The 13,773-nt window shown below is 75.2% G+C and carries 16 protein-coding genes; 9 read left to right on the top strand and 7 right to left on the bottom strand.

The window, feature by feature from the left end; translation table 11 throughout:
* Positions 1 to 87: 87 nt before the first annotated feature.
* The 3 genes from ACI782_RS10110 (at position 88) to ACI782_RS10100 (ending at position 1,783) form a co-directional block, all read left to right on the top strand.
* Positions 88 to 327 carry a hypothetical protein gene (locus tag ACI782_RS10110; protein WP_456908672.1) on the top strand — a complete coding sequence of 80 codons (240 nt, stop codon included), beginning with the start codon at positions 88 to 90 and terminating at the stop codon, positions 325 to 327.
* A 177-nt stretch (positions 328 to 504) separates the two neighbouring features.
* The gene (locus ACI782_RS10105) at positions 505 to 1,227 is read left to right on the top strand and encodes an L-2-amino-thiazoline-4-carboxylic acid hydrolase (RefSeq protein ID WP_456908670.1); all 723 of its coding nucleotides are present in this window, start codon (positions 505 to 507) and stop codon (positions 1,225 to 1,227) included.
* A gap of 25 nt (positions 1,228 to 1,252) precedes the next feature.
* Positions 1,253 to 1,783 (top strand): DUF6653 family protein, encoded by a 531-nt coding sequence (locus ACI782_RS10100; protein ID WP_456908668.1) that lies wholly within the window; start codon positions 1,253 to 1,255, stop codon positions 1,781 to 1,783.
* Positions 1,784 to 1,816: 33 nt separating this feature from the next.
* On the opposite strand, the gene ACI782_RS10095 is transcribed toward ACI782_RS10100, so the two are convergent.
* From ACI782_RS10095 to glnT, 5 genes are read right to left on the bottom strand one after another with little or no spacing between them, the layout of a single operon-like run.
* Positions 1,817 to 2,929, bottom strand: coding sequence for an FAD-dependent oxidoreductase (locus tag ACI782_RS10095; RefSeq protein WP_456908666.1), 1,113 nt, complete (start codon positions 2,927 to 2,929; stop codon positions 1,817 to 1,819).
* A gap of 34 nt (positions 2,930 to 2,963) precedes the next feature.
* Positions 2,964 to 4,298, bottom strand: coding sequence for an FMN-binding glutamate synthase family protein (locus tag ACI782_RS10090; protein WP_456908664.1), 1,335 nt, complete (start codon positions 4,296 to 4,298; stop codon positions 2,964 to 2,966).
* 11 nt (positions 4,299 to 4,309) lie between these two features.
* Positions 4,310 to 5,035, bottom strand: coding sequence for a GltB/FmdC/FwdC-like GXGXG domain-containing protein (locus tag ACI782_RS10085; RefSeq protein WP_456908662.1), 726 nt, complete (start codon positions 5,033 to 5,035; stop codon positions 4,310 to 4,312).
* Positions 5,023 to 5,916, bottom strand: a complete 894-nt coding sequence (locus tag ACI782_RS10080; protein ID WP_456908660.1) for a hypothetical protein — start codon at positions 5,914 to 5,916, stop codon at positions 5,023 to 5,025. Before ACI782_RS10080 ends, ACI782_RS10085 begins: the two co-directional genes overlap by 13 nt.
* Before the next feature lie 56 nt (positions 5,917 to 5,972).
* A complete protein-coding gene (gene glnT, locus ACI782_RS10075; RefSeq protein WP_456908658.1) occupies positions 5,973 to 7,361 on the bottom strand; it encodes a type III glutamate--ammonia ligase in 1,389 nt (462 codons plus the stop codon).
* A gap of 160 nt (positions 7,362 to 7,521) precedes the next feature.
* Between glnT and ACI782_RS10070 the strand changes: the two genes are divergently transcribed.
* Entirely contained in the window at positions 7,522 to 8,352 is an 831-nt protein-coding gene (locus ACI782_RS10070; RefSeq protein ID WP_456908657.1) for a mycofactocin-coupled SDR family oxidoreductase, read from the top strand.
* Positions 8,353 to 8,359: 7 nt separating this feature from the next.
* On the opposite strand, the gene ACI782_RS10065 is transcribed toward ACI782_RS10070, so the two are convergent.
* Together ACI782_RS10065 and ACI782_RS10060 are read right to left on the bottom strand one after the other, a co-directional pair.
* Entirely contained in the window at positions 8,360 to 8,560 is a 201-nt protein-coding gene (locus tag ACI782_RS10065) for a hypothetical protein (RefSeq protein ID WP_456908655.1), read from the bottom strand.
* Positions 8,561 to 8,798: 238 nt separating this feature from the next.
* The gene (locus tag ACI782_RS10060; protein ID WP_456908653.1) at positions 8,799 to 9,218 is read right to left on the bottom strand and encodes a helix-turn-helix domain-containing protein; all 420 of its coding nucleotides are present in this window, start codon (positions 9,216 to 9,218) and stop codon (positions 8,799 to 8,801) included.
* 360 nt (positions 9,219 to 9,578) lie between these two features.
* Between ACI782_RS10060 and ACI782_RS10055 the strand changes: the two genes are divergently transcribed.
* The 5 genes from ACI782_RS10055 (at position 9,579) to ACI782_RS10035 (ending at position 13,766) form a co-directional block, all read left to right on the top strand.
* Positions 9,579 to 10,193, top strand: coding sequence for a helix-turn-helix domain-containing protein (locus ACI782_RS10055; protein ID WP_456908651.1), 615 nt, complete (start codon positions 9,579 to 9,581; stop codon positions 10,191 to 10,193).
* Between the two features lie 67 nt (positions 10,194 to 10,260).
* A complete protein-coding gene (locus ACI782_RS10050) occupies positions 10,261 to 10,452 on the top strand; it encodes a hypothetical protein (protein ID WP_456908649.1) in 192 nt (63 codons plus the stop codon).
* 48 nt (positions 10,453 to 10,500) lie between these two features.
* Positions 10,501 to 11,844, top strand: a complete 1,344-nt coding sequence (locus ACI782_RS10045; protein ID WP_456908647.1) for an MFS transporter — start codon at positions 10,501 to 10,503, stop codon at positions 11,842 to 11,844.
* Positions 11,845 to 11,892: 48 nt separating this feature from the next.
* Complete coding sequence (locus tag ACI782_RS10040; RefSeq protein WP_456908645.1) at positions 11,893 to 12,477, top strand: helix-turn-helix domain-containing protein; 585 nt, start codon at positions 11,893 to 11,895, stop codon at positions 12,475 to 12,477.
* Between the two features lie 2 nt (positions 12,478 to 12,479).
* The gene (locus ACI782_RS10035) at positions 12,480 to 13,766 is read left to right on the top strand and encodes an MFS transporter (protein WP_456908814.1); all 1,287 of its coding nucleotides are present in this window, start codon (positions 12,480 to 12,482) and stop codon (positions 13,764 to 13,766) included.
* The last annotated feature ends 7 nt before the right edge of the window (positions 13,767 to 13,773 follow it).

Below are 13,773 nucleotides of genomic sequence, written 5' to 3'. Positions count from 1 at the left end.
GGCACACCCGGCCCCACCCGGCAAGAGGGGGACCGTCACAGCCCGGTCCGCCCCCGTCCGTCACGGGACGGTGGCACAGTGTGTCCAGTGCTCAGTGACTACGTGACCGGCGCCAAGCGCATCGTCGCCGTCGGGCCCTCGTCCGTGCTCGGGGTCCGGGACGACGACCAGCCGGCCGGCGTCGCGCACGCCGTCCTCCGCCCGGCTGATCCCGGCCAGGCCGTCTCGGTGTGCGGCACCGAGGTGGTGGCCCTGCCCGGGCAGGACTGGCAGGTGCCCACGGTGGGCGTGCTGCGCTGCGAGGACTGCGAGCAGCTCGCGGCCTGACCCGACGCGGCTCCCCGGCCAGTCATCCCTTCCGCGTGATGCGGGTCCCGCCGGCGACGGCGACCCTTCCCGGGACCGGGAGCACGTCGCGAGGAGGCCGGCCGTGGTGGAGGAGAGCGAGCCCGAGGCCTGACCCCGCTGCCCAGCGGGAGCCGTGCACCGCACCCCCGCCGGCCGGTGGCCGACCGGCTCGTGCAGCTCGAGGGCCGCTGGCTCATGGGTCGGCTCGGACCGCACGACCTGTACGAGGGCATCGAGGGCCTGCTGCGGCTGGAGGACGCCGAGCGCCGGGAGCAACTGCTCGGCACGATCCGCTCCCGGGCGGAGGAGCTCGCGGCGGCGAACGGCGACATGCCGGTCGACGGGCCGTCGAAGGGGATGCTGACGCTGTCCTCGGCGGTGCTGGCCGCCTACGAGACGCTGCTGCCGGTGTTCGACGGCGACGCGCGACGCACGATCCTGTTCCTGCAGCACGTGGTCGGCGTGGTGGCACGGCGGCCGTTCCGGATCGCCTTCGAGGCGCTCGGCCGGCGCGACGACCCCCTCACCGCGATCGAGCGCGCCTGCCGCCGGGAGGCCCCGTTCCACGGCTCCTACTTCGACATCGCCTACGAGCGACAGGACGCCGGCACCTTCGAGATGCGCGCCGAGCGGTGCTTCTTCCTCGACTTCTTCGCCCGCCACGACATGCCCCGGCTGACCACCGTGCTGTGCGCCTGGGATGCCAACTGGTTGTGCGCGGTGGACCCGGTCGCCAGCGGGCTGCGCGCCGAGCGGACCTCGCTGATGTCGCTGGGCGACCACGCCTGCCGGTTCGGGATCGTGCGCACCGACGACCCACTGGCGTCCTACCGCGACGAGCTGCAGCGGCGGCCCACCGGGGAGCCGGAGCCGGGCTGACCCCGGCCTACCCGAGGAGGTCCGGATGGGAGAACGCACGACGACGACCGCCGACGCCCGGCTGGCGCGGCTGTTCGGGCTGCGCGGTGACACCTGGCTGCGGCACGCCAACCCGGTGAGCGCCTGGACCCGCTTCGCCGTCCTCCCACTGCTGGCGCTGGCGGTCTGGAGCCGCGTCTGGCTCGGCTGGTGGGCGCTGGTCCCCGTCGCGCTGGTCCTGCTCTTCACGGCCGTCAACCCGGTGCTCTTCCCCCCGCCGGCCTCGACCCGGCACTGGACGTCCCGAGGGGTGTTCGGCGAGCGCATCTGGGCCGAGCGGGGCTCGGCGGCGCTGCCGGACCGTTTCCGGAGGTCGCGGGTGCCCGCCGTGACCTACGCGTTCCAGGTGGCCGGCCTGGTCCAGCTGGCCTACGGCCTGGTCGTGCTGGACGTCGTGGCCGTGGTCGGCGGCGTGGTGCTCGTGCAGTGCGCGAAGGCGTGGTTCATCGACCGCATGGTCCTGCTGTTCGAGGAGGAGAAGACCCGCCGCCCCGAGTACGCCGCGTGGGAGTACTGATCGGAGTGTGGGAGCACAGGTCCCACACTCCGATCAGACCAGCGCGCCCAGGGCGAAGCGCGGCTCGGCGGTGGCCCGGTCCAGCGCGAGGTCGGCGGCCAGCTCGCCCACGAGCGCGGCGAACTTGGCCCCGTGGCCCGAGCACGGCGAGACGACGACCACCGGGCCGACGCGGTCGAGCACGAAGTCCTCGGTCGGGGTGGTGGTGTACAGGCAGCTGCCCTGCGCGACGGGCTCGGGGTCCAGGCCGGGGAGGAACCGCGCGACGTACCCGACGACCCGCTCCCGCGACGCCGGGTCGATCCGGCCGTCCCGGCCCGACGCGGTGGTCGCGGTGCCGCCGTCGTGCTGGGCGACCTTGAACGCCGGCCGGGGGCCGCCGTCGGCGCCCGAGGGCAGCCCGAACAGCTGCAGCTCCCCCTTGTGCACGAACGTCGGCCAGGCGGCGCCGGGGTCGCGCAGCCGGAAGTGGAACACCTGCTGCTGGGTCACCGTGAGCGGCGGCAGGGCCAGCGGCACGCCGACCCCCGGTGCCAGCTCCGGCAGCCACGGCCCGGCCGCGACGACGACCCGGTCGGCGGCGACCGCCGGCCCGTCGGTGCGCAGCAGGACGCCGTCCCCGTGGAGCTCGACGCCGAGGACCCGCGCCCGCCCGAGCACCGTCCCGCCGAGCTCCGCCACCCGGCGCACCCAGGCGGCGACGGCGGCGTCGGCGTCGAGCACCGCCGCCTCCGGGTGGAACAGCACCGGCCCGTCGAAGCGCATCCCCGGCCAGCGCCCCTCGGCCTCGGCCGCGGAGAGCAGCTCGTGCGGCACGCCCTCCCGCTGCATCAGCGCGGCGAGGCCGGCCGGGTCGCGCGCCGCGCCGTGGTCGAGCCCGCCGGTGGCCCGCAGCAGCGTCGTCCCGGTGTCCGCCTCGGCCTCGGCCCAGCGGTCGAACGCGCGGCCGGTCAGCCGCACGTAGAACGGATCGGCGTACGCGCGCCGGACGATCCGCGAGGTCCCGTGCGAGCTGCCGTGCACGTGTCCCGGGTCGAAGGCCTCGACCAGCGCCACCGACACCCCCCGCCGGGCCAGCTCCCACGCCGTCGCGGCGCCCATGAGCCCCGCGCCGACGACGGCCACCTCGACCCGCAGGTCGGTCACGACATCCCCAGTTCGCTCCCGCGGGGCGTTCCGCTCACAGCCCCCGCCCCGGGATCCACGATGTGCCGGCCAGCGGCACCCGCGCCATCGCGGCGGCCTCGATGGTGAGCGCCACGAGGTCCTCCGGCTCCAGCGAGTGCAGGTGGGCCTTGCCACAGGCGCGGGCGATGACCTGTGCCTCCATCGTCATCACCCGGATGAGGTTGGCGACCCGCCGTCCGCCGACGACCGGGTCGAGGCGGGCGGCCAGCTCGTCGTCCTGGGTGGTGATGCCGGCCGGGTCGCGGCCGGCCTGCCAGTCGTCGTAGAACCCGGCCGCCGAGCCCAGCCGGCGGTACTCCTCGTCCAGGTGCGGGGCGTTGTCGCCGAGCGCGATGAGCGCGGCGGTGCCGATCGCGACGGCGTCGGCCCCCAGGGCCATGCACTTGGCGAGGTCGGCGCCGCTGCGGACGCCGCCGGAGACGACGAGCTGGACCTGCCGGTGCAGCCCCTCCTCCTGCAGCGCCTGCACCGCCTGCGGCAGCGCGGCCAGCGTCGGGATCCCGACGTTCTCGATGAACACGTCCTGGGTCGCCGCGGTGCCGCCCTGCATGCCGTCGAGCACGATGACGTCGGCGCCGGCCTTCGCGGCGAGCTTCACGTCGTAGTAGGTGCGGCTGGCGCCGATCTTGACGTAGATCGGCTTCTCCCAGTCGGTGATCTCCCGCAGCTCCCGGATCTTGATCTCCAGGTCGTCGGGGCCGGTCCAGTCGGGGTGCCGGCAGGCGCTGCGCTGGTCGACGCCGACCGGCAGGGTGCGCATGCCGGCGACCCGCTCGGTGATCTTCTGGCCGAGCAGCATCCCACCGCCGCCGGGCTTGGCGCCCTGGCCGAGCACGACCTCGATGGCGTCGGCCATGCGGAGGTGGTCGGGGTTCATGCCGTAGCGCGAGGGCAGGTACTGGTAGACGAGGTGCTTGGACTGGCCGCGCTCCTCCTCGGTCATCCCGCCGTCGCCGGTGGTGGTCGACGTCCCGACCTCGCTGGCGCCGCGGCCGAGGGCCTCCTTCGCCCGGCCGGACAGCGCCCCGAAGCTCATCCCGGCGATGGTCACCGGGGTGGAGAGGTGCAGCGGGTAGGTGGCGTTGCGGTCGCCGAGGACGACGTCGGTGTCGCACCGCTCGCGGTAGCCCTCGAGCGGGTAGCGGGACATGCTCGCGCCGAGGAAGAGCAGGTCGTCGAAGTGCGGCACGCGGCGCTTGGCGCCACCGCCGCGGATGTCGTAGATGCCGGTCTCGGCGGCGCGCTGGATCTCGGCGATGGTGGCGCGGTCGAAGGTCGCGGACTCGCGGAGGGTGGGGTCCGGGAGCGGGGCGGGCTGGCTGAGCATGACGGGTCCCCTCAGTACGCCGAGGCGTTGTCGGCGTGGAAGTTGTAGAGACGGCGGGCCGAGCCGTACCGGCGGAAGGACGTCGGGTCGGCGTCCAGACCGGCGGCGGCGAGCAGCTCGGCGAGCTCGGCGACGTGCTGGGGACGGACGTCCTTCTCGACGCAGTCCGCGCCGAGGCTCTTGACCGAGCCGGCCACGTAGATGCGGGCCTCGTAGAGGGAGTCGCCGAGCGCGTCCCCGGCGTCGCCGCAGACGACCAGCCGGCCGGCCTGCCCCATGAAGGCGCTCATGTGCCCGACGTCGCCGCCGACGACGATGTCCACGCCCTTCATCGAGATGCCGCAGCGGGCCGCCGCGGAGCCCTCGACCACGAGCAGCCCGCCGTGCGCGGTCGCGCCGGCCGACTGGGAGGCGTTGCCCCGCACCCGCACGGTGCCGCTCATCATGTTCTCGGCGACGCCGACCCCGGCGTTGCCCTCGACGGTGACCGTCGCGGACGTGTTCATCCCGGCGCAGTAGTAGCCGACGTGCCCCTCGATGCGGACGTCGATCGCGGCGTCCAGGCCGACGGCGAGGTTGTGCTTCCCGTCGGGGTGGGTGACCCGCCAGGACGGCGCCTCGTCGGCGACGTCGGGGGCGTGCAGCGCCTCGTTCAGCTCTCGCACGCTCGAGCGGGACAGGTCGACGAGGGCGGGCTCCACCTCGGTGGCGACCTCGATCGTGCTCAGCGCTGCCATGCGTAGACCTCTTCCGGCTCGGGCTCGAAGATGCGGGCGGCCTCGACGCCGGGCAGGCCGGCGAGGGCGCGGTACTCCGACGCCATCGCGACCCACTGCGGGGTCTCGGCCACCACCGCCGGCTTGCAGGCGATGGCGTCGCGGACGACGGCGAAGCTGTCCTTGGTGGAGACCAGCAGCGTGTAGAAGCCGTCGAACCGCTCGCAGAGCAGCTCCAGCGACTTCTCCAGGTCGTGGCCCGCGGCCAGCTGCGCGGCGACGAACCGGGCGCCCACCTCGGAGTCGTTGTCGCTGTCGAAGACGGCGCCGGCCGCCTTGAGCTCGCGGCGGATGGTGGCGTGGTTGGCGAACGAGCCGTTGTGCACCAGGCACTGGTCGGTGCCGACGGAGAACGGGTGGCAGTGCGCCGGGGTGACCGCCGACTCGGTGGCCATCCGGGTGTGCGCCACGCCCTGCCAGCCCTGCGCGGCGGGCAGGCCGAACTCGGCGGCCAGCGCCTGCGGGTGCCCGACGCCCTTGAGGACGGCGACCTCCTCGCCCGCGCCGATCACCAGCGCGCCCGGCACGGCCTCCCGGACGACCGCGGCCAGCGTGTCGGGGTCGGTCGCGGCGTGCACGACCAGTGTCTGGCCGGCGTGGACCACCCTGGCCTCCGCGATGCGGGCGCGGACGGCGGTGGCGACGTCGTCCGCCGTCCGGTCGCCGGTCAGCAGGGAGACGCTCGCCTCGCCCGGCGGCGACCACCGCGGGTCGCCGTACACGGCCACCCCGGCCGAGTCCGGGCCCCGCTCGGTGACCTGGCAGAGCATCCCGGTCAGCAGCTCGCCGAGCCGGGGGTACAGGGAGGGCTCCCGCAGGTGGAGCCCGACGATCCCGCACACGTCAGTGGGTGTCCTCTCTTCGGTCGGGTGGTGGGGCGGGCCGGCGACGCAGCCGGTCAGAAGGCGGTCACGTAGCGGTCGACCTCCCAGGGGGTCACCTGCCCGTGCCACTCGAAGAACTCGTCGCGCTTGAGGCCGACGAAGTAGCCGGCCACGCCCGGGCCCACGGCGTCGAGCGCGCCGGAGACGACCGGGTCGGCCTCCAGTGCCTCGACCGCGTGCAGCAGCGTCGGCGGCAGCGGAGCGCTGCGGGTGGCGCCGGGGTCGCCCGGGTCCAGCCCGCGACGGACGCCGTCCAGCCCGGCCGCCAGGGCCGCGGCCGCGGCCAGGTAGGGGTTGGCCGAGCCGTCGCCGCCGCGCAGCTCGACCCGGTTGCCGTCGGGGACCCGCAGCAGGTGGGTGCGGTCGTTGCCGCCGTAGGTCGCCGTCCGCGGGGACCAGGTCGCGCCCGAGCGGGTGGAGCTGGCCCCGGTGCGCTTGTAGGAGTTGACCGTCGGGGCGAGCACCGCCTGCAGGCCGGCGGCGTGCTCGATCAGGCCGGCGAGGAAGGAGTAGGCCAGCGGCGAGAGGCCCAGGCCGCGCGGGTCGCCGGCGTCGGGGAAGGCCGGCACGCCGTCGCGCCAGAGCGACAGGTGCATGTGCAGCCCGCTGCCGGTGCGGTCGCTGAACGGCTTGGGCATGAACGTCGCGGTCATCCCCCGCTGCTCGGCCAGCACGCTGAGCAGGTAGCGGAGGGTCACCACCCGGTCGGCGGTGGTCAGCGCGTCGGCGTAGGCGAAGTTCTGCTCGAACTGCCCGTTGCCGTCCTCGTGGTCGTTGGCGTAGTTCCCCCAGCCGAGCGAGTTGATCGCCTTGGAGACCCCGGCGAGGTGGTCGTACATGCGGGTCAGCCCGCGCGCGTCGTAGCAGGGCCGCGCCGCGGTGTCCTTCGGGTCGGCCGGCCGCAGCGCGCCGTCCGGGCCACGCGCGACGAGGAAGTACTCGACCTCGGCGCCGACCTTGAGTTCCAGGCCGAGCTCGGCGGCGCGGGCCAACTGCTCCTTGAGGACCACCCGCGGGGCGTAGGGCCAGGGCAGCCCCTGGACGTGCGGGTCGCAGTGCACGATGGCCAGGCCCGGACGGATGAACGGGACCGGCATGTAGGAGGCCGCGTCCGGGATGGCCATCAGGTCGGGGTCCTCGGGCTCCTGGCCCATCGCGCCGACCGCGTAGCCGGCGAAGCCGACCCCCTCGGTCTGCAGCTCCTCGACGGCCTCGATCGGCACCAGCTTGGCGCACGGCTTGCCGGTCAGGTCCACGAATAGCGCCATGACGAACTCGATGCCGTCGGCGCGGGCACGGGTGGCGAGGTCGGCCTCGACCGGGGCGGCCGCGCGGGGTACCGGCGGGGCCTCGGGACGGGCGGCGGTGAGCGACACGGTGAGCCTCCAGGCGTCGTCGTCCACTGACGTGAACTGTTGTCGCCTGCGAGTGAACCCCCGGCGCGTTTCGCGACCGTTACCGCCGCGGAGAGTTCGTGTTGCCCGTCGCCCCACCGGCTCCCCGGGCCGATGACTCCGGGACGCCGGCACGGTCTTCGCTGGCAGGACACCACGGGGAGGGCTCGTGGGACGGTTCGACGGCAAGGTCGCGTTCATCACCGGGGCGGCGCGCGGGCAGGGCCGCAGCCACGCCCTCCGGCCGGCCGGCGAGGGCGCCGACGTGATCGCGGTCGACCTCTGCGCACCGATCGGGACGGTCGCCTACGACCTGGCCACGCCGGAGGACCTCGCCGAGACCGCGCGGCTGGTGGAGCGGCTGGACCGGCGGGTGGTGACGGCGAACGTCGACGTCCGGGACGCCGAGGCACTGCGGACGGCGGTGCGCGACGGGGTGGCCCGGCTGGGACGCCTGGACGTCGTGCTGGCCAACGCCGGCATCGGACTGATGTCCTCCGACGCCGCGGCCGCCGACGCCTTCCGCGACCAGCTCGACGTCAACCTCGTCGGCGTCTGGAACACCGTCCAGGCCGCCGCCCCGGTGCTGGTCGAGCAGGGCCGCGGTGGGGCCGTCGTCCTCACCAGCTCGGCGTCCGGGCTCACCGGTCGCGGCGGGGACGGCTCCGGCGGCGGGGACGGGTACGTCGCCAGCAAGCACGGCGTCGTCGGGCTCATGCGCACCTGGGCGAACTGGCTCGCGCCGCACGGCATCCGGGTGAACTGCGTCAACCCGTCCGGCGTCGCGACGCCGATGGTGCTCAACCCGGCCGTGGAGGCACTGTTCGGCGGCAGCCTCGACACCCCCGCCAAGCCGGTGGAGGACGTGGCGAACCTGCTGCACGTGACCCTCGTCCGGCCCGAGGACGTCAGCGCCGCGGTCGCCTTCCTCGCTTCCGACGAGGCCCGGTACGTCATCGGTGTGGCGCTGCCCGTCGACGCCGGGATGCTCGTCCGCTGACGCACGGTCAGCGCGAGTCGACCGCCCGGCGGTAGTGCGGGAGGAGCGTCGTCCACCCGGCGGTGTTGCGGTCACGCCAGGCCGGGCCCGCGCGCCCCGAGCCGCTCCCCCCGGTGTGCTCGATGTCGACGCGGGTGCGCTGCTCGCCGACGGCCGAGAAGCGGATCTCGACGTCGGTGGCGTCGGCGCGGTCGGCGCGCAGAACCACCGGTAGGCCAGCCGGGACGGCGGCTCCCAGGCGGTCACCTCACCCCGGTCGTGCTCCGCGCCGCCCGCCGTCCGCTCGTAGACCCGCCCGCCGCCCCGGCCCTCCAGCTCGACGTGCAGCCCCGTCTCCCCGCTCACGGTGTGGTCGGCGGGCCACCAGGTGCCGATGCCGCTGGTCCACACGGCGAAGGCGTGGCCCACCGGGCAGTCGACCTCGAAGCCGAACCGCAGCGGCTCGCTCACGCGCCCGGCTCCGTGTTCTCCGCTGTCAGCCGGAACCGGGCCGCCGCCCCGCCCCACACGCGCTCCATGTAGTCGCGGACCGCGGTCAGCCCCTGCTCCTGCAGCCGGTGGATGCGCCGGGTGCCGCGCGGCTCCTCGGCGACCAGGCCCGCCTCCTTGAGCAGCCGCAGGTGCCGCGAGACGGCCGGCCGGCTGACCGGCAGCTCGCGGGCGAGCTCGACCACCGTCACCCGCACCGGGAACGCCCGCCCGGGCGCGGCCTCCGTGCGGATGCGGACCTTGCCCCTGGGCGCGACCGCCCCCTCGACGGCGGTGACGCCGGAGTCCCGGGACGGCCAGGTCCGGCCGTCGACCAGCACCCGCCAGACCTCCTCCGGCGCCGCCGCGACCGTCGCCGTCGACTCGTAGGACCGCATCGTCCGCCCTCCCAGCTCGGTGACCTACGAGTTACCGTGAGCGACGGGTGACCGACTCGGACAGCAGTGCGGGCGTTCCGCGCGCACCGCGGGTCCTGCAGGACCGGCAACGCGCGGGGAACGCCCGCACCGGGGACGTCCGGTCAGCCGGCGCGGAGCCAGTCGACGGCGGCGCCGCGGTAGCGGGTGATCCCCGTCGTAGTCGGCCATGCGTCGGAGAGCTCGGCGAGCGCGGCCGTGAACCGGGTCCGCCACCCGGCACCTCGGCCAACTCCCGCAGCGACAGCAGGTGCCAGCGGATGAGGAAGCAGACCGACTCGGGTCTCCGGCGCCGCACCGCACCGCACCTATGCTCGGCCGATGGAGGTCCCCCCGGCCGGCGCCCACGACGAGGCGCCCAGCGGCCATCTCGAGGACGTCATCGCCCTCCGCGTGCGCGAGTTCCGCCTGGCCAAGGGCATCTCGCTGGCCGAGCTCGCCCGGCTCACCGGCATGAGCAAGGCGATGCTGTCCAAGATCGAGAACGCCCAGACCTCCTGCAGCCTCTCCAGCCTGGCCCGCCTCGCCGACGCGCTCGCCGTCCCGGTCACCGCGCTCTTCCGCGGTCTGGATGCCGAGCGCGAGGCGGTGTTCACCCCCGCCGGGCACGGTGCGCAGATCGTGCGGCGCGGCAGCAACGTGGGCCACCTCTACCAGCTGCTGGGGTCGCTGCGCGGCGAGCACAAGCGGCTGGAACCGCTGCTGGTGACCCTCACCGAGGCAAGCGAGGTCTTCCCGCTCTTCCAGCACCCCGGGACGGAGTTCCTCTACGTGCTGGAGGGGGTCATGGTCTACGGGCACGGCGAGGCCCGGTACGAGATGCACGCCGGCGACTCCCTGGTGTTCGACGGCGAGGGGCCGCACGGACCGGCCGAGCTGGTCGAGCTGCCGATCCGGTTCCTGACCGTCACCAGCTACGGGCACGTCACCGGCTGATCGGCGGCATGGACCACGGCTGGACCGGGCATCCAGCGATCCCATCGAAGACACCCCGGGAGGACCCGTGTCCACACTCACCGGACGCCGCTGGCGCGCCGCCGCGGCGGGGATCGCCATCGCCGCCGCCTCGTTCACCACCGTCGCGTGCGGCAGCGACGTCGTCGACGACGACGTCCAGCAGAACGTGGAGGAGGGTGTCGACGACGTCGAGCAGGAGGTCGAGGACGCCACCGACGGCGAGGACGGCAACGGCTGACCCCCTCGCCCCGCGTGACCGGCGGTCGCGCGGGGTACCCGCGGCGCGATGAGCACCGACGCGACGACGACCTCGCTCAGCCGGGCGCAGCGCCTCGACCGGCTGCCGTTCACCCGCGAGCACGGCCGGCTGGTGGTCGGCTCCGGGGTCGGCTGGGCCCTCGACGCGATGGACGTCGGCCTCATCTCCTTCGTCATGGCCGCGCTCGCCGTCCAGTGGGAGCTCAGCGCGACCGAGCTGTCGTGGATCGGCTCGATCGGCTTCGTCGGGATGGCCCTGGGCGCCACCCTCGGCGGGCTGCTGGCCGACCGGATCGGACGACGGCAGGTCTTCGCGCTGACCCTGCTGGTGTTCGGCGTGGCGACCGGCGCGGCGGCGCTGGCCTGGTCGGTGGCGGCGCTGCTGGTGTTCCGCTTCCTCATCGGGCTGGGCCTCGGCGCCGAGCTGCCGGTGGCCTCGACGCTGGTCAGCGAGTACGCGCCGGCGCGGGTGCGCGGCCGCGTGGTGGTGCTGCTGGAGGCGTTCTGGGCCGTCGGCTGGCTGCTGGCGGCGCTGATCGGCTACCTCGTCGTCCCGCGCAGCGACGCGGGGTGGCGGTGGGCGCTCGCGCTCGGCGCGGTGCCGGCGCTGTACGCCGTGGCGGTGCGCCGCGGGCTGCCCGAGTCGGTGCGGTTCCTGGAGCTGCGCGGGCGGACCGACGAGGCCGAGGCGGCGGTGCGCCGCTTCGAGTCCGCCGCCGGGGTCGACCCCGTGCCGTCAGCACCGGCGCGGCCGGCCGACCCGCCCGGGCCGGGCGCACTGTGGGCCCGCGGCACCCGCCGCCGGACGGCGGCGCTGTGGACGGTGTGGTTCGGCATCAACTTCTCGTACTACGGCGCCTTCATCTGGCTGCCGACCCTGCTGGTGGCCTCCGGGTTCTCGCTGGTGCGCTCCTTCGGGTTCACCCTGCTGATCACCCTCGCCCAGCTGCCCGGGTACGCCGCGGCCGCGGTGCTCATCGAGCGGTGGGGACGACGCCCGACACTGGTCGTCTTCCTGCTCGGCTCGGCGGCCGGCGCCGGCCTGTTCGCGCTGGCCGACGGCGAGACCGCTGTGCTGGTCACCGGCATGGTGCTGTCGTTCTTCAACCTCGGCGCGTGGGGTGCGGTCTACGCGGTGACGCCGGAGGTCTACCCCACCGAGCTCCGCGGCACCGGCGCGGGCGCGGCGGCGGGCTTCGGCCGGATCGCCTCGATCGCCGCGCCGCTGTGCGTGCCGCCGCTGCTCGGCGCCGGCGGCAACGGGCTGGTGTTCGGCACGTTCGCCGCCTTCTTCGTCCTGACGGCGCTGGCCGCCTGGGCGCTGCCCGAGCGGCGCGGGCGGGCACTGGAGGAGGCGGCCATCCCGCACTGATGCAAAGGTGTCTTTGCAAAGACTCCTCTGCAGACTAGCCTCGGCCGCGTGCCCGCGGACCTGCCGTCGATCCCCGTCGTCGACGTGCACGACCCGCGCACCCTCCGCGCGCTGGCCCACCCGCTGCGCGCGACCCTGCTGGGACTGCTGCGCGCCGAGGGGCCGTCCACCGCCTCCAAGCTGGGCCAGCGGCTCGGGGAGAGCAGCGGCGCCACCAGCTACCACCTGCGCCAGCTGGCCTCGTTCGGCCTGGTCGAGGAGGTCCCCGGCGAGGGCACCGGCCGCGAGCGCTGGTGGCGCGCCGTGCACCGCAGCACGCAGTGGCACACCGAGGAGCTCGTCCGCCAGCCCGGCGGGCGGGAGGTCGTCGACGAGCTCACCCACCGCTCGCTGACCCACCACCGCCGGCTGCTGGCCGCCCACGCCGAGCAGCGCGAGCAGCTGGACGAGGCACTGCGCGACGACGCGTCGCTCAACGACTGGGCACTGCGCCTCTCCCCCGCCCGCGCCCGGGCGCTCACCGACGAGCTGAACGCCGTCCTCGAGCGCTGGCGGGCCGAGGAGGAGGACCCCGACCAGCCGCTGGTGCACGTGCTGGTCGACGTGTTCCGGCTCCGCGAGTACCCGGCGTGAGCATGCCGCTCGGCGTCCGCGCCGCCACCCGCCGCTACGTGGGCCTCACCGCGCTGCGCTGGCTGCCGATCGGGCTCAGCACGCCGGTGACGGTGCTGCTGGCCTCCGCACGCGGCCTCTCCCCCGCCGACATCGGCGTCGTCGTCGCCGTCTACTCCGTGGTCACCCTGGCGCTGGAGCTGCCCACCGGCGGGCTGGCCGACGCGATCGGCCACCGGCCGGTGCTGTTGCTCTCCGGGGCGCTGACCGCGGCCGGGCTGCTGGCGACCGTGGTCGCGGACAGCGTGGCGCTCTTCGCCCTGGCCTGGGCGCTCATGGGGATGGGCCGGGCGCTGGACTCGGGGCCGCTGGAGGCCTGGTACGTCGACACCGTCCGGACCGCGGACCCGGCCGCCGACGTGACCCCGGGGCTGTCCCGGGCGGCGGCGGCCGACGGTGCCGGCCTGTGCCTGGGCGCCGTGCTCGGCGGCGCGCTGCCCCTGCTGGCCGGGTCCGGGAGCCGGGCGCTGGCCCTGCCGGTCCTGGTCGCGGCGGCGCTGGCCGTCGCCTCGCTGGCCGCCGTCGCGGTGCTCGTCGTCCCGGTGGGGACGCCCCGGGCGGGCGGGACGGCGGCGCTGCGGGCCGCGCTGGGGGAGGTGCCGGCCGTCGTCCGGGACACCTCCCGGCTGGTCGTCCGGGACCGCCTGCTGCGGCGGCTGCTCGCCATCTCGCTGCTGGTCGGCACCGTGCTGACCACCCTCGAGCTCCTCGGTCCGCTGCACGTGGCCGACCTGGTCGGCAGCAGCACCGAGGGGTCGGCCGCCTTCGGCGTCGTCATCGCCGCCTCGTACGGCGTGGCCGGGGTCGGCGCGCTGCTCGCCCCGGCCGCCCGGCGGAGCGCCCGCGGCTCCGTGGCCGCGGCCAGTGTCGGGCTGGCCGTCCTGGGCGCCCTGGCCGTCGCCGCGGTCGGCGTGGCCGGCGACGTCGTCCTGGCCGGGATGGCCTTCGCCGTGTTCCACCTCACGAACGCGACCGCCTGGCCGCTGTGGAAGGACCTGCTGCACGCGCGGGTCGGCGCGGGACAGCGGTCCACCGCGCTGTCGGCGTCGTCCCTCGCGCTGATGGTCGGCGGGCTCGGCGGCAGCCTGCTCGTCCCGCGGCTGGCCGAGGCCGCCGGCGTCCCGGCCGGGTTCTGGGCGGCCGCCGGGGCGCTGCTGCTGATCGCGCTGGTGTCCCTCGGCCTGCGGCCCCTCCGCGACCACGGCGCCGCGACCACCGGGAGCGAGTCCTCGGTGGTCACGACGCCGTGATCGTCGC

This window comes from Geodermatophilus sp. SYSU D00703, from assembly GCF_054050155.1.
The sequence above is the reverse complement of the archived record's forward strand: the minus strand, read 5'-3'. Positions and strand labels throughout refer to the sequence as shown.